This window comes from Clostridioides sp. ES-S-0048-02, assembly GCF_020658495.1.
Classification (GTDB): domain Bacteria; phylum Bacillota; class Clostridia; order Peptostreptococcales; family Peptostreptococcaceae; genus Clostridioides.
This window is the reverse complement of the sequence record NZ_JACVWH010000020.1, coordinates 1-15,267: the sequence shown is the minus strand read 5'-3', so window position 1 is coordinate 15,267 and position 15,267 is coordinate 1. Positions and strand designations below refer to the sequence as shown.

General features: G+C 29.0%; 16 protein-coding genes and 1 other annotated feature. All 16 genes read left to right on the top strand.

Going from position 1 to position 15,267, the window contains the following annotated elements; genetic code table 11:
* The first annotated feature begins 20 nt into the window (after positions 1 to 20).
* Positions 21 to 494, top strand: a complete 474-nt coding sequence (locus IC173_RS17380; protein ID WP_227855984.1) for a hypothetical protein — start codon at positions 21 to 23, stop codon at positions 492 to 494.
* 175 nt (positions 495 to 669) lie between these two features.
* The gene (locus tag IC173_RS17375) at positions 670 to 1,320 is read left to right on the top strand and encodes a class II aldolase/adducin family protein (RefSeq protein ID WP_227834975.1); all 651 of its coding nucleotides are present in this window, start codon (positions 670 to 672) and stop codon (positions 1,318 to 1,320) included.
* Between the two features lie 177 nt (positions 1,321 to 1,497).
* Entirely contained in the window at positions 1,498 to 2,430 is a 933-nt protein-coding gene (locus tag IC173_RS17370; RefSeq protein WP_227437079.1) for a biotin/lipoate A/B protein ligase family protein, read from the top strand.
* Positions 2,431 to 2,707: 277 nt separating this feature from the next.
* Positions 2,708 to 3,421: a 2-C-methyl-D-erythritol 4-phosphate cytidylyltransferase gene (ispD, locus tag IC173_RS17365; RefSeq protein ID WP_227437077.1), complete on the top strand. Its 714-nt coding sequence runs from the start codon at positions 2,708 to 2,710 to the stop codon at positions 3,419 to 3,421.
* Positions 3,418 to 3,903 carry a 2-C-methyl-D-erythritol 2,4-cyclodiphosphate synthase gene (gene ispF / locus IC173_RS17360; RefSeq protein WP_227437075.1) on the top strand — a complete coding sequence of 162 codons (486 nt, stop codon included), beginning with the start codon at positions 3,418 to 3,420 and terminating at the stop codon, positions 3,901 to 3,903. Before ispD ends, ispF begins: the two co-directional genes overlap by 4 nt.
* A gap of 94 nt (positions 3,904 to 3,997) precedes the next feature.
* Positions 3,998 to 4,206, top strand: a binding site (T-box leader).
* A 63-nt stretch (positions 4,207 to 4,269) separates the two neighbouring features.
* Positions 4,270 to 5,985 carry a proline--tRNA ligase gene (locus tag IC173_RS17355; RefSeq protein ID WP_227855983.1) on the top strand — a complete coding sequence of 572 codons (1,716 nt, stop codon included), beginning with the start codon at positions 4,270 to 4,272 and terminating at the stop codon, positions 5,983 to 5,985.
* A 122-nt stretch (positions 5,986 to 6,107) separates the two neighbouring features.
* Positions 6,108 to 7,553 carry a proline--tRNA ligase gene (proS, locus tag IC173_RS17350; protein ID WP_227831906.1) on the top strand — a complete coding sequence of 482 codons (1,446 nt, stop codon included), beginning with the start codon at positions 6,108 to 6,110 and terminating at the stop codon, positions 7,551 to 7,553.
* Positions 7,554 to 7,994: 441 nt separating this feature from the next.
* On the top strand, positions 7,995 to 9,476 hold the full coding sequence (gene gltX, locus IC173_RS17345) for a glutamate--tRNA ligase (RefSeq protein WP_227437069.1): 1,482 nt from the start codon (positions 7,995 to 7,997) through the stop codon (positions 9,474 to 9,476).
* Between the two features lie 221 nt (positions 9,477 to 9,697).
* Complete coding sequence (locus tag IC173_RS17340; RefSeq protein WP_003421202.1) at positions 9,698 to 9,853, top strand: hypothetical protein; 156 nt, start codon at positions 9,698 to 9,700, stop codon at positions 9,851 to 9,853.
* 141 nt (positions 9,854 to 9,994) lie between these two features.
* Positions 9,995 to 11,392 carry a cysteine--tRNA ligase gene (cysS, locus tag IC173_RS17335; protein ID WP_227483629.1) on the top strand — a complete coding sequence of 466 codons (1,398 nt, stop codon included), beginning with the start codon at positions 9,995 to 9,997 and terminating at the stop codon, positions 11,390 to 11,392.
* A gap of 2 nt (positions 11,393 to 11,394) precedes the next feature.
* On the top strand, positions 11,395 to 11,790 hold the full coding sequence (locus tag IC173_RS17330) for a Mini-ribonuclease 3 (protein ID WP_227437065.1): 396 nt from the start codon (positions 11,395 to 11,397) through the stop codon (positions 11,788 to 11,790).
* A gap of 105 nt (positions 11,791 to 11,895) precedes the next feature.
* Positions 11,896 to 12,654, top strand: a complete 759-nt coding sequence (thyX, locus tag IC173_RS17325; RefSeq protein WP_227483630.1) for an FAD-dependent thymidylate synthase — start codon at positions 11,896 to 11,898, stop codon at positions 12,652 to 12,654.
* A 12-nt stretch (positions 12,655 to 12,666) separates the two neighbouring features.
* Positions 12,667 to 13,401, top strand: a complete 735-nt coding sequence (rlmB, locus tag IC173_RS17320) for a 23S rRNA (guanosine(2251)-2'-O)-methyltransferase RlmB (protein ID WP_227437061.1) — start codon at positions 12,667 to 12,669, stop codon at positions 13,399 to 13,401.
* Between the two features lie 6 nt (positions 13,402 to 13,407).
* The gene (locus IC173_RS17315) at positions 13,408 to 13,935 is read left to right on the top strand and encodes an NYN domain-containing protein (protein WP_227437059.1); all 528 of its coding nucleotides are present in this window, start codon (positions 13,408 to 13,410) and stop codon (positions 13,933 to 13,935) included.
* Positions 13,936 to 13,999: 64 nt separating this feature from the next.
* Entirely contained in the window at positions 14,000 to 14,647 is a 648-nt protein-coding gene (gene sigH / locus IC173_RS17310; RefSeq protein ID WP_227483631.1) for an RNA polymerase sporulation sigma factor SigH, read from the top strand.
* 73 nt (positions 14,648 to 14,720) lie between these two features.
* On the top strand, positions 14,721 to 15,267 hold a 547-nt coding region (locus IC173_RS17305), incomplete at its 3' end, for a GTP-binding protein (protein WP_227855982.1).

Here is a 15,267-nt window from a genome sequence, read left to right as displayed (position 1 = left end):
TATTAAGGAGTGTATAAATTATGAAAAAATATATATATGATTCTAAAAGATATATAGTTAGTGTAATAATACCAGGGATTTTTATGATTTTAATATTGATTTATGCACTATTTAATAATTATATAAATCCTAGTATTAATATATATAGCTTGATGATAGTTATTTGTACTTATGGAATATTTAATACTTTTGTATCCTCAAGTAATCCTAACATGATTACTATGGACAATAAATATATATATTTTAGTTCATTTAATTCTATACATGAGTATGAAATTAAAGATATAAAAAAAATAAGAATAAGAGAATTTCATGACAAAAAAATGTATCTAAAAATTAATGATGGTAGTTTTATTAAGGGGAGATATTGGATAAAAACAAACATGTTTAATGACAATACAGAACTATATAATTATTTTATTGAATTAGAAGAATGTTTGCATCCAGAATCATTAAAATTTAGAAATAAAAGATTAAAGAGTAATGAACTATAAAAAATGAAAATTTCAAATTAAAATTGGCTTATGTTTAGTATAAAGAGATAAGTTTAAATATTATAAAGATTTTTTAGAATTTTCAATCAAAATAGCGGAAATAAAATCTTATTGTGTAAGATATATAACAGGAACATATAGAACTATGTTTCTAATAAATGGGAGGATTTAGCTAATGTTATTAGAAAATTTGAGAAAAGAGGTATTACAAGCGTCTTTAGACCTTCTAAACTATAATTTAGTTACATTGACAGGAGGAAATGTAAGTGGAAGAGATGAAGAAACTGGATATATAGCAATCACACCAAGTGGAATGGATTATAGAAATCTTACACCAAGTGATATTGTTTTAATAGACATAGATGGAAATACTGTAGATGGTAAATGGAAGGCATCAGTAGATTCACCAGACCACTTATATATATATAAACATAGAGATGATATAAATAGTATAATACATACACACTCTACATATTCAAGTTGCTTTGCAATTTTAAATGAGTCTATAGAGTGTGCAAGTACAACTCTTGCAAATGAGGTAGGAGGTTCAGTTCCAGTTGCAAAATTTTCACCACCAACATCTAATCAGATGGGAAAATGTGTTATTGATGTAATAGGTAATAGGAGAGCATGTCTTTTGGCAAATCATGGAGTAATTGCAGTTGGTCCATCTGTAAAGCATGCACTTACCGCAGCTGTAATGTTAGAAGATGCAGCAAAAGTATATTATTTAGCAAAATCAATTGGGACACCAGTATTATTACCAGATGAAGAAGTTCAAAGGGCTAGAAATGTATTTCTTAATGTGTATGGTCAGGATAAGTAAATTTAATAAAACTCTCAGAATAATAAAAAACACAGATGTTCAGTAATAGTAAGGAGTTGTATTATGTTATAATAGGTTTAATGATTTAGAAAGAATAATTTAAAGTTAAATACTATATAAACTTATTTTAATTTAAAATAAATAGTAAGATAAAATATAAAAGGAGTCTGAATTTTTATGTATTACTTATTAAACAAAAACACCAATCCTTACTTTAATTTAGCTCTAGAAGAGTATCTATTTTTAAATGAGAAATATAATGATGATATCATAATCATATGGAGAAATGAAGAATCTATTTTTATAGGAAAAAATCAAAATCCATATCAGGAGATACATTATGATGTTATTGAAAATGGTGAAATTCCCATTTTAAGAAGAATATCTGGTGGAGGTACTGTGTATCATGACTTAGGAAATATCAATATGTCATTTATACAAAAAAATAGGAATCTTCATGAAATCGATTTTTTAGAACATACTAAATTTATGCAAAGTATGCTTTTATCATTGGGATTAAATGTATCTATAACAGAAAGAAAAGATTTATTTTTAAATGGTAAAAAAATTTCTGGTTCTGCACAATCTATAAAAAGGCAAAATTCTCTTTATCATGGAACTCTTCTTTATGATTCAGATTTAAATAAATTAACTAAGTATTTAAATTCAGATAAATCAACAGAATCAAAGGCAACTAAGTCTGTTTCAAGTAAAGTTACAAATATTAATTTTCTACTCAAAAAAGATATAAACTATTTTTTAGATTATTGTGTTGATTATATAAAAAATAATATAAAAAATATAAAAGAAATTGAATTAGACGATGATGATATCAAAAGTGTATACAATCTGGTAGAAGATAAATATAAAAAAACAGAATGGATATATAATAAAACGCCTAAGTTTCAAATAGTTTTACCAATTGACAATAGAAGGAAAATTAATTTACATGTTAATAAATGGAAAATATCAAAATGTTTTATTTCTTGTATAGATGGTATAGTAAATATGGATAAATTGATAGAAGTAGATTTTGATAAACAAGAAATAAAAAACAATATTTTAGAAAATTATCCGAATTACATAGATTTAATTAATTTAATATTCTAATACAAAACCTCTAGATTGATAAACTTGTTTTATATCAATCTAGAGGTTTAAACATTTTTTATAGATATACAAACTGTTACAAAGTTGTAAAATAAAAAGATGAAGTTATTGAAAAATCAATATAATTTGCAACAGATGCACATATTTTAGGTTAGAAAATGGATATTACCTATTTATACAACTGAAAATTTAATATATAATTAATCAGATGGTTAAAATATAAAAACATTAAAAGTTTTAATAAATGATAGGTAAAAATAAAATACGAGGTGATACCATGTATAGTGTTATAATTGTTGCGGCAGGAAGTGGAAGGAGAATGAACTTAGACGTAAATAAGCAGTTCATAAAATTAAGAGAAAAAGAAATCATAGCGCATACAATTCAAGTTTTTTACGAAAATATAAATATAGATGAAATTGTGGTATGTATAAAAAAAGAAGAGGAAGATTTTTTTAAGGAAAATATAATAAATAAATATAACTTTAAAAATATAAAAATAGCATATGGCGGAAAAGAAAGACAAGACTCAATATATAATGGATTAAAAAAACTAGATAAAAATTGTGATATAGTACTTATTCATGATGGAGCGAGACCTTTTGTAGACCACAGAATAATAAATGAATCTATAAAAATGGCTAAAGAAAAAAAGGCCGTAGTTGTAGGTGTACCAGTAAGTGATACTATAAAAATAGTATCTGATGGTACAGTACAAGAAACTCCAGAAAGAAGACTATTGTGGGCGGCACAAACCCCTCAAACTTTTGAATATAATCTTATAATAAATGCTTACGAACAAGCGTATAAGACTAACTATTATGGAACAGATGACTCAATGCTAGTAGAAAATATAGGGCAAAGTGTTACGATGGTAATGGGTTCTTATGAAAATATAAAAATAACGAGTCCAGAAGATTTAAATATAGCAGAACAAATATTAAACATGGAAAAAAGAGATGAAGTGAATAGTAGAAGGAGAATTATATGAGAATAGGATTGGGATATGATGTACACAAATTGGCAGAAGAAAGAAAACTTATAATTGGTGGAGTAGAGATACCACATGATAAGGGCTTACTAGGTCATTCTGATGCTGATGTATTGATACATGCAATAATGGATTCTATTTTGGGGGCACTAGCTTTAGGCGATATAGGTAAGCATTTCCCAGATACAGATAAAAAATATAAGGGAATAGATAGTATGAAATTACTAGAACATGTATATAATCTAATAACAAGTAAAGGGTATAAAATTGGAAATATAGATAGTACTATAATTGCTCAAAGTCCTAAGATGGCTCCCCACATTGAGAATATGAGAAAAAATATAGCAAAAGTTTTAAATACAGATATTGAAAACATAAATATAAAAGCAACTACAGAAGAAGGTCTTGGTTTTACAGGTGCAAAACAAGGAATAGCTTCACAAAGTATTTGTTTATTATTATTGACAAGTCAGAATAATTAATATATTATTAGTAATAAGTTTAATGGATATCAAATAATAGGCCTATATAGAATATCTATAATATGTGAATTTAAGTAAAATTAATATAAATATAAAATTAGCTATGATAAAGAAATAGTAAAATGATGAAATCTTCACAGAGAGAAAACAGAGGTGAGAGTTTTCAAGAGGAAGTCTTTGAACCTGTCTTTTAGCTTAAAGGTATAAAAATCTTTACGGTAGGAACCGTTACATTCCCTAAAGAGAGCTATTTATATAGCTAACTAGAGTGGTACCGCGGAAATCAAACCTTTCGTCTCTATACTTGTATAGAGATGAGAGGTTTTTTGTATTTTCAGGAAAACAATATTCAGGAGGAATTTATTAATGAAAATATCTAAAATGTTTATGCCAACATTGAAGGAGATTCCAGCAGATGCTGAAATTACAAGCCATCAATTAATGGTAAGGTCAGGAATGATAAAAAAAATGACTTCAGGGGTTTATAATCAATTGCCAATGGGGTTAAGGGTATTTAAAAAAATTGAGCAAATAATTAGAGAAGAATTAAATAAAAAAGATTGTCAAGAAATACTATGTGCGGCTTTACTTCCATCAGAATTGTGGAAAGAATCTGGAAGATGGACTGCTATGGGTGCAGAAATGTTTAGGTTAAAAGATAGAACAGAAAGAGAGTACTGCCTTGGGCCAACACATGAAGAAGCTTTTACTGACATAATAAGACAAGAGATTACTTCATATAAACAATTACCACTTAATTTGTATCAAATACAAGTTAAGTATAGAGATGAGAGAAGACCAAGATTTGGTGTTATGAGAACTAAGACTTTTACAATGAAGGATGCATACAGTTTTGATGTAGATGAAGCAGGATTAGATAAATCATATCAAGATATGTTTGATGCATATGTAAGTATATTTGATAGATGCGGATTAGATAACAGTCCAGTTCAAGCAGATTCAGGAGCTATAGGAGGTTCTACATCAGCTGAATTTATGGTTAAATCAGAAGTTGGAGAAGATGAAGTTGTATTCTGTAGTGGATGTGATTATGCAGCCAATGTAGAAAGAGCAGAGTCTTGTAATGCAGTATCAGAAAAAGAAGAAATGAAGGAATTAGAAGAAGTTCATACACCAGGAGCAGCTACAATAAAAGAATTAGAAGAATTCCTAAATGCTTCTCCAGATAAATTTGCTAAGACTTTAGTATATGAAGCAGATGGGAAAACAGTTGTAGTTGTTGTAAGAGGAGATAGAGAGGTTAATGAAGTTAAAGTATCTAATGCAATAGGTTCTGTTATAGAATTTGCACTTGCTACAGACGACATTGTAAGAAAAGTAACTAATGCAGAGGTTGGGTTTGCTGGACCAATAGGAGTAAATGCTGATTATGTCTTTATAGATAAAGAAATTGTTGAGCAAAGAAATATAGTTGTTGGAGCTAATAAGACTGAGTATCATATAAGAAATGCTAACTATGGAAGAGATTTTGAGGGCACAGTTGGAGACTTTAGAAATGTTCAAGAAGGTGACAAATGTATAGTATGTGGTAAACCTCTTGAAATAGCTAGAGGTGTTGAAGTAGGACATATATTTAAGTTAGGAACTAAATACTCAGAAGCTATGAATGCAAACTTTATTGATAGAGATGGTAAATCAAAACCTATAATAATGGGATGCTATGGCATAGGTGTAGAAAGAACAGCAGCAGCTATAATTGAGCAACATAATGATGAAAAAGGTATAATTTGGCCTTTATCAGTAGCTCCATATCATGTTGTGATAGTTCCAGCAAATATGAAAAATGAGGAACAAATGTCATTAGCTGAAAAGATATATAATGATTTACAAGATATGGGTGTAGAAGTCTTGTTAGACGATAGAGATGAAAGAATTGGTGTTAAATTCAATGATTCAGAATTAATAGGAATACCTATGAGAATTACAGTAGGTAAAAATATTGATGAAGGTAAAGTAGAATTTAAACTTAGATACGAAGAAGATAAAGAATTAATTAAAATAGAAGAAATAAGTGAAAAAGTAAAAGCAGAATTTATCAAAAACAATGTTAAGTTAGGATAATAATTTAAAGAAAGCTACTGTATAGATAATCAGAGTTGTACTTTATAAATGCCCTTTTATCTATATAAAAAGATAAAAGGGTGTTTTTGTATAAAAACATAATAAATGAGGAGGTAATTAAGATGGCAAAAAATGAAAAACAATTTGTTGAAGAAATAACAAAGATGGAAGATGATTTTCCACAATGGTATACAGATGTTATAACTAAGACTGATTTAGTTGATTATGCACCAGTAAAAGGATTTATGGTTGTAAAACCATATGGATATGCTTTATGGGAAAAAATGCAAGAATTTATGGATAAAAAATTCAAAGAAACTGGACATAAAAACTGTTATTTTCCATTATTGATACCAGAAAGTTTATTAAACAAAGAAGCAGAGCATGTTGAGGGGTTTGCTCCAGAAGTTGCATGGGTAACACATGGAGGAAATAAAAAACTAGAAGAAAGATTATGTGTAAGACCTACTTCAGAAACTATAATATGTACAATGTATGCTAAATGGCTAAAATCATATAGAGAGCTACCATATCTTTATAATCAATGGTGTTCAGTTGTTAGATGGGAAAAATCAACTAGACCTTTCTTAAGAACATCTGAATTCTTATGGCAAGAAGGTCATACATTACATGAAACAGCAGAAGAAGCACAACAAGAAACAATACAACAATTAGAAATATATAAAGCTTTATGTGAAGAATTACTTGCAATGCCAGTTGTATCTGGTCAAAAAAGTGAAAGTGAAAAATTTGCAGGTGGTGAGAGAACATATACTATAGAAGCTATGATGCATGATGGGAAAGCATTACAATCAGGTACAAGTCACTTCTTAGGACAACACTTTACAAAAGCGTTTGATATTACTTTTGCAGATAGAGAAGGCAACTTAGCTAATCCATATCATACATCTTGGGGAGCATCTACAAGACTTATAGGTGGGCTTATAATGACTCATAGTGATAATAGAGGATTAGTATTACCACCAAGAGTAGCTCCAATACAAGTTGTTATAGTTCCTATAGCTGCTAAAAAAGGCAATGTAATGGAAACTGTTGATAAAATATATGCAGATTTAAAAGCTAAAGGAGTAACAGTAGAGGTTGATGATAGAGATAACTATACAACTGGATGGAAATTTAATGAGTGGGAAATGAAAGGTGTACCAATAAGAATTGAAATTGGACCAAAAGATATAGAAAATAATCAAGCTATGATATTTAGAAGAGATACTCTAGAAAAGAGTGCTATGCCTTTAGAAGGATTAGCTGATGCTGTATATGATTTATTTGATATTATACACAATGATATGTTTGAAAGAGCAAGAAAACATAGAGAAGATAACACATCTGTAGTTGAAAATATGGATGAATTTAGAACAGCTTTGGAAGAAAAACCAGGATTCATAAAAACTATGTGGTGTGGAGATGCTGAATGTGAGGCAAAGGTTAAGGAAGAAACAGGAGCAACTATAAGATGCTTACCTTTTGAACAAGAAAACTTAGGTCACAAGTGTGTATATTGTGGAAAAGAAGCAGAGCATATGGTAGTAATGGCAAAAGCATACTAGAATCATATATTTAAATAAATGTAAAAATAATTTAGTTGGGATGTAAAGTATTTAATACTTTACATCCCAGTTTTTTATTTTTTACTATTCTGTTAAGATTAATAATAATTTTAATAGGTGATAATAATATGAATGAGAAGATTAAAAATTTTAAAAGTAAAACTTTATCTTTAAATGATGTTAAAGACGATTCTAATCGCAAGAAACATATACAAGAAGCATTTATGAATAGTTATAAATAATACCTTTAATTTTTGGAAAAATAAATGGATTAAAAGAAAGATTTATGAAATTAAATCTAGTATTTTCTGATATAATAAACATGTGTATTTTTGAATAAAAAGGATATTATTATTAAGTTTGATTAAAAATAAACTTGCAAAACAATGTACTAGTTTAATATTATAGTTATATTGAATAAAATATCAGGAGGAAGTAAAAATGAATATAAGAGTAAGGTTTGCACCAAGTCCAACAGGATTTGTACATATAGGTAGTTTAAGGACTGCTTTATATAACTATTTATTTGCAAAGAAAATGGGCGGAGAATATATATTAAGAGTAGAAGATACAGACCAAAGTAGATTGGTAGAAGGTGCTATAGAAAATATGCTTAATGCTATGAAATGGGCTGGCGTCAATCATGATGAGGGAGTTATATTAGATGATAATGAAAAAGTAATACAAAAAGGAGAATATGGACCATATATTCAATCTCAAAGATTAGATATATATCAAGAATATATAAAACAACTTTTAGATAGTGGAAAAGCTTATTATTGTTTCTGTACAAAGGAAAGATTGGATGAAGTAAGAGATGCTCAAAAGGCAGCAGGAGAAACTGCTAAATATGATGGTCACTGCAAAAACTTATCTAAAGAAGAGGTAGAAGCTAATATAAAAGCAGGAGTACCATATGTTATAAGATTAAAATTACCAGAAAATCATATAATTAAATTTACTGATTTAGTTAGAGGAGACATGGAATTCAATACTAATGATTTAGATGACCAAGTTTTGATGAAAACAGATGGATTCCCAACTTATCATTTTGCAGTAGTGGTAGATGATTATCTAATGAAAATTACACATGTTATAAGAGGAGAAGAGTGGGTATCATCTACTCCAAAACATGTTTATTTATATGAAGCATTTGGATGGGAAGCGCCAGTATTTGTACATTTACCAAATATACTTAATAAAGAAAAGAAAAAATTAAGTAAGAGACAAGGTGATGTAGCAGTTGAAGATTTTAAGAAAAAAGGATATTTACCAGAAGGATTAGTAAACTATGTAGCATTAGTTGGTTGGTCTCCAGAAGATAATCAAGAGTTATTTACAATGGAAGAGTTAGAAAAAGCTTTCTCTGTTGAAAGAGTATCTAAAAGTGGAGGGGTATTCGATACTGAAAAATTAAACTGGGTTAATCAACATTATATAAAAGACGGTGATGATGCTTACCTAACAGATTTAGCTATACCATTTTTAATAGAAGATGGGTTTATAACAGAAGCAGAAGCTACTAGTAAGTATGAATTTTTAAAGAGTATGATATCAGTGCTTAAAGAAAAATTACAATATGTAAAAGAAGTTACTGAGCATGCGAGTATATTCTTTGGAGATAATGTAGAGATAGAAACTGAAGAAGGAAGTGACTTCCTAAAATTAGAACATATACCTACTTTAATAGATGCCTTACAAGAAAAAATAGAAAAAGCAGAAATATTAAATGCTGAGTTTGGTCAAACAATGCTTAAAGAGATACAAAAAGAGTATAAAATAAAAGGGAAAAATTTATTTATGGGGTCAAGAATAATTTTGACAGGACAAATGCATGGCCCAGATTTACCAAAAGTAATGGAAGTTTTAGGAAAAGAAACTTGCTTAAATAGAATAGCTTATGTAAAAAATCATATATTATAGTCATAAAAGTCCGCTAATTTAGATGCGGACTTTTTTTGTGTTAGTATTTGGTGAAAAGATATGGCTAACAAAATGAAGGTATTTAGGTCAATAAATTTAATATATAAAAAGCAAAGCAAAAATATAAATAAAATATGAATAATAAACTAATAAAAATATTAAGCATAGAAGAAGGTAATCTATTATTTTAGTTTGATTTAATTATTAAGGGGGTAATTACTATGTATAGTAATATTGATGATGTTAAAAAGGAATTAAAGGAGCTATGCTTAGAATATGTTACAATTTTAGAAAAGTTAAAAGACGAAAAAATGATTACAGAAGAGACTTTTGAAAAATGTTCTTCTCAAAAAAAGATATTTTTAGAGGAACAATAGAAAATAGTGATAGTATTATTATGTAATTTGAAGGATAGTATGAAAAATGATAGTAGTACTATTATTTATTGCAATTTTCAACTATAATATAATATATGATGTTAAGAAAATAATTTATAAAAATACAGTGAGGTGATGAGTGTGAAAGTTTATAATACATTAACTAGAGCAAAAGAAGAATTTGTTCCATTAGAAGAAGGAAAGGTAAAAATGTATGTGTGTGGTCCAACAGTTTATAACTATATCCACATAGGTAATGCAAGACCATTTATAATATTTGATACTCTAAGAAGGTATTTAGAGTATAGAGGATATGACGTAACTTATGTACAAAACTTTACAGATGTTGATGACAAGATTATAAATAGAAGCCACGAAGAAGGAATATCTCCAGAAGAAGTTGCTACTAAATACATAAAAGAGTATTTTGTAGATTGTGATGGATTAGGAATTAAGAGAGCTACTGTTCATCCTCAAGTTACAGATAATATACAACAAATTATAGATTTTATAAAAGAATTAGAAGATAAAGGATATGCATATGCAGTAAATGGCGATGTATATTTTGATACAAATAAATTTGAAGGATATGGAAAACTTTCAGGCCAAAAACAAGAAGACTTAGAGGCTGGAGCTAGAATTGAAGTTAATGACCAAAAAAGACATCCTATGGATTTTGTTCTTTGGAAAGCAAAAAAAGAAGGAGAACCAGGATGGGAGAGTCCTTGGGGAGAAGGTAGACCAGGGTGGCATATAGAATGTTCTGTTATGTCTAAGAGATACTTAGGTGAGACAATTGATATACATGCAGGTGGTCAAGATTTAACATTCCCACACCATGAAAACGAAATAGCACAAAGTGAAGCTAGAAGTGGAAAAACATTCTCAAAATATTGGATGCATAATGGATATATAAATATAAATGATGAAAAAATGAGTAAATCAAAAGGGAATTTCTTTACAGTAAGAGATATATCAAAGCTATATGATTTAGAAATAGTGAGATTTTTCATGTTATCAGCACATTATAGAAATCCAGTAAACTTTAGTGATGAAATGTTAAATCAAGCTAAAGCTGGTCTTGAAAGATTGTATAATACCAAAGAAAAATTAGAGTTTACATTAAGTAATTTAAAAGAATCATCTCTAACAGAAAAAGAAGTAGAGCTTGTTAAAGAATTAGATAACTTTAGACAAAGATTTATAGATGCTATGGATGATGATGTTAATACAGCAGATGCAGTAAGTATTATATTTGAATTGGCTAAGTTGATAAATTCTAATGTAGACGAAAATTCTTCTTTAGAGTTAGCTAAGAAGTGTTTAGATGAATTTAATGAGCTTACAGGAGTATTGAATATTGTAAATAAGAAAAAGGATACTGTGCTAGATAAAGACATTGAAGAATTAATACAAAAGAGAACTGACGCAAAGAAAAATAAAGAATTCCAATTAGCGGATGATATAAGACAACAATTATTAGATATGGGAATTGTACTAGAAGACACAAGACAAGGTGTTAAGTGGAAAAGGGTATAAAAATGGAAAAAACTGAATTAGTTACTATGTCACCACTAGTTTTAGCATATTTAGGTGATACAGTGTATGAGACATATATAAGAGAACACTTGATTAGACAAAATACACAGCGAAAAGTTAATGATTTGCATAAGTTAGCCATAAAGTATGTAAAGGCTAAAGCTCAAGCATCAATAATTCATGAAATCGAAAGTGAATTAACAGAGGAAGAGAGTAAAATTTATAAAAGGGGAAGAAATCAAAAATCAAACACTTCTCCTAAAAATGCAGATATTATAGACTATAAACATGCAACTGGATTTGAAGCATTAATTGGATATTTGTATTTGAATAATGAAATAGAGAGACTTCAATATATTATCAATAAAGGAATTAAAATTATTGAAAGAGATATGTAAATATTAAAGAGTGTTGTCTTAATAATAATTAATAAGGCAACACTTTTTTTATAACTAATGTATAATAAATATATAGAAATTAGTAATAAGAAAGGACAAAAATTTATGAAAGTAAAATTAATATCACATACACCTGAACCCGAAAAAGTAATAGCTATGGCAGCTAAGTTATGTTATTCACCAGTTGGGACAGACGAAATAGAAAAAGACTTAACAGAAGAAAGTATAGAAAAATTTTTAAATATGTTATTAAATATAGGGCATGGTTCAATATTAGAACATGCATCTTTTACGTTTTCAATAGAAGGTATTTCAAGAGCTTGTTCGCATCAAATTGTTAGACATCGTATAGCTAGTTTTTCACAACAAAGTCAAAGGTATGTTAAATTAGACCAATTTGAGTACATAATTCCTCCTGAAATAGAAAAAATAGAAAAAGCAAAAGAGTTATTTGTTAACTCAATGAAAAAGGACCAAGAAGATTATGACAAATTAGTGGAGATATTATTTGATAAGCATTATGATGAACTAATAAAAGAAGGAAAAAATGAGAAAACAGCAAAGAGACAAGCTGAGAAAAAAGCAATAGAGGATGCTAGATATGTATTTCCAAATGCATGTGAAACAAAAATGGTATTTACTATAAACGCTAGAAGTTTATTTAATTTCTTTGAACATAGATGCTGTGAAAGAGCACAATGGGAAATAAGAAACTTAGCTGTAGAAATGTTAAGAGAAGTTAAAAAAGTTGCTCCTATATTATTTAAAAAGACTGGTCCAAGCTGTGTAAATGGAAGTTGTCCAGAAGGAACTATGACTTGTGGTGATATAGTTCAAGTTAGAGAAAAATTTAAATCCTTGTAGGTGGTGAATAGTTTGGCAAGTATTGAAGGAAGAAATCCTGTAATAGAAGCTATAAAGAGTGATAGAGAAATAGACAAAATATTAATTGCAAACTCAGCTAAAGAAGGTTCAATTAAGAAAATAATAGGAATGGCCAAAGAGAAGAATATAATTATACAATATGTTGATAAACATAAGTTAGATGAAGTAAGCACAAGTCATTCGCATCAAGGTGTAATAGCTTATGCAAGTGAATATAAGTATTATGAATTAGATGAGTTAATAGACTCAGTAAAAGGTAAAAATGAAGACCCATTTTTTATTATACTAGATGAAATAACAGACCCACATAACTTAGGTTCAATAATAAGGACAGCAGATGCAGTAGGAGCACATGGAGTTATTATCCCAAAAAGAAGGTCTGTGCACATAACTCCTGTAGTTACAAAAGCTTCTGCTGGAGCTGTAGAGTATATGCCAGTTTGTAAGGTAACCAATATAGTCAATACAATAAAAAGACTGAAAGATGAAGGGCTGTGGATTGCAGCTGCTGATATGGATGGAGAAACTTTTTATAAACAAAATCTTACAGGACCTCTAGGTGTAGTAATTGGAAGTGAAGGTTTTGGAATATCTAGATTGGTTAAACAAAACTGTGACTTTATAGTAAAAATGCCCATGATAGGTAATGTTACATCTTTAAATGCATCTGTAGCAGGTGGTATACTTTTATATGAAATATTCAGACAAAGACTGGATAAAAAGTAAATAAGCATGAGAAGAAACATAAATCACTACTTAATAATAGATGGCTATAATATTATAAATGCGTGGGATAATTTAAAAGAACTGGCGAAAGAGGATTTAGAGGATTCTCGAGAAAAACTTATTGATGATATTATAGAATTTTCTGAGTTCATGGGATATAAGACTATAATAGTTTTTGATGCTTATAATGTTAAGAATTCCCGAGAAAAAGTTGAAAAAAGAAAACACATAACAATAGTTTATACAAGAGAGCACCAAACAGCGGATAGTTATATAGAAAAATTTATAACTTCTCTATCAAAATATGATGATGTAAAAGTAGCTACTAATGACTATGCAGAGCAACAAATGATTTTAGGAAAAGGTGCTATGAGAATGTCTGCTAGAGAATTAAAGTTAGAATTAGATCGTTCCAAGAATAAAATGAAGGAAAAAAATAGCGGTTTAAGGAAAAAAATTCAGCGAAATTGGTTGGAGGAAAGGTTAGATGAAGAAACATTGTCGAAACTTGAGAACATTCGTAGAAAGCGTTGAAATTACTAGGTTCTTTAGACTATAATATACCTATAAATTTGTTTTATATATGGGGGAGATTTACATGTTGGTAGCAAAAGAAAAAAGTTATGAGTTAATAGACAATTGTCAGCAAGATGAGTATAACATTGTATTAAGAGCAAGTGAAGGGGATAAGATAGCACTAGAGTATATTATTACCAAATACAGAAATTTTGTAAAGGCAAAAGCAAAGTCATATTTTTTAATTGGAGCAGATAAAGAAGATATAATACAAGAAGGAATGATAGGCCTTTATAAGGCAGTTAGAGATTTTGATGGAAGTAAGACAAATTCATTTAAATGTTTTGCAGAGATATGTATAACAAGACAAATAATAACTGCTATAAAAACTGCAACAAGACAAAAACATATACCTTTAAATTCATATGTTTCTTTGAATAAACCAATATATGATGAAGAGTCAGACAGAACACTTTTAGATATAATAGCTACAAGTATAGTAACAGATCCAGAAGAACTTATAATTAGTAAAGAAAAATTAAAAAATATAGAATCAAAGATGAACGAATTATTAAGCGACTTGGAATTGGAAGTCCTAGAATTGTATTTGAATGGAAAGTCATACCAGTTCATAGCGGACAAACTTAAAAGAGATGTAAAGTCAATAGATAACGCTTTACAAAGGGTTAAGAGAAAATTAGAAAAACATCTTGAAAACAGAAATGATTAATAGTAAAATACTTACCATAAGCTTATTGTGAGCAAAATTAATTTATATCGAAAGATAAGGGAGGAAATTCAAAATGGCTAAAGCTAAATACGAAAGAACAAAACCTCATGTTAATATAGGGACAATAGGACACGTTGACCACGGTAAAACTACATTAACAGCAGCGATAACAAAAACATTATATGACAGATATCAACTAGGAGAAGCAGTAGATTTCGCAAACATAGATAAAGCTCCAGAAGAAAGAGAAAGAGGAATCACAATATCAACAGCACACGTTGAGTATGAAACTCCAAACAGACACTACGCACACGTTGACTGCCCAGGACATGCTGACTACGTTAAGAACATGATAACAGGAGCAGCACAAATGGACGGAGCAATATTAGTTTGTTCAGCAACAGATGGACCAATGCCACAAACAAGAGAGCATATACTATTATCAAGACAAGTTGGAGTACCATATATAGTAGTATTCTTAAACAAATGTGATATGGTAGATGACGAAGAGTTATTAGAACTAGTAGAAATGGAAGTAAGAGATTTATTAACAGAATATGATTTCCCAGGAGATGATACTCCAATAATAAGAGGATCAGCATTAATGGCATTAGAAGATC

What these genes read in the sequence shown, in the direction of transcription:
- IC173_RS17380 (WP_227855984.1), top strand. Translation starts at nt 21, where the DNA reads ATGAAAAAATATATATATGATTCTAAAAGATATATAGTTAGTGTAATA.
- IC173_RS17375 (WP_227834975.1), top strand. Translation starts at nt 670, where the DNA reads ATGTTATTAGAAAATTTGAGAAAAGAGGTATTACAAGCGTCTTTAGAC.
- IC173_RS17340 (WP_003421202.1), top strand. Translation starts at nt 9,698, where the DNA reads ATGTATAGTAATATTGATGATGTTAAAAAGGAATTAAAGGAGCTATGC.
- IC173_RS17330 (WP_227437065.1), top strand. Translation starts at nt 11,395, where the DNA reads ATGGAAAAAACTGAATTAGTTACTATGTCACCACTAGTTTTAGCATAT.
- ispF (WP_227437075.1), top strand. Translation starts at nt 3,418, where the DNA reads ATGAGAATAGGATTGGGATATGATGTACACAAATTGGCAGAAGAAAGA.
- proS (WP_227831906.1), top strand. Translation starts at nt 6,108, where the DNA reads ATGGCAAAAAATGAAAAACAATTTGTTGAAGAAATAACAAAGATGGAA.
- gltX (WP_227437069.1), top strand. Translation starts at nt 7,995, where the DNA reads ATGAATATAAGAGTAAGGTTTGCACCAAGTCCAACAGGATTTGTACAT.
- IC173_RS17370 (WP_227437079.1), top strand. Translation starts at nt 1,498, where the DNA reads ATGTATTACTTATTAAACAAAAACACCAATCCTTACTTTAATTTAGCT.
- ispD (WP_227437077.1), top strand. Translation starts at nt 2,708, where the DNA reads ATGTATAGTGTTATAATTGTTGCGGCAGGAAGTGGAAGGAGAATGAAC.
- IC173_RS17315 (WP_227437059.1), top strand. Translation starts at nt 13,408, where the DNA reads ATGAGAAGAAACATAAATCACTACTTAATAATAGATGGCTATAATATT.
- thyX (WP_227483630.1), top strand. Translation starts at nt 11,896, where the DNA reads ATGAAAGTAAAATTAATATCACATACACCTGAACCCGAAAAAGTAATA.
- sigH (WP_227483631.1), top strand. Translation starts at nt 14,000, where the DNA reads ATGTTGGTAGCAAAAGAAAAAAGTTATGAGTTAATAGACAATTGTCAG.
- IC173_RS17355 (WP_227855983.1), top strand. Translation starts at nt 4,270, where the DNA reads ATGAAAATATCTAAAATGTTTATGCCAACATTGAAGGAGATTCCAGCA.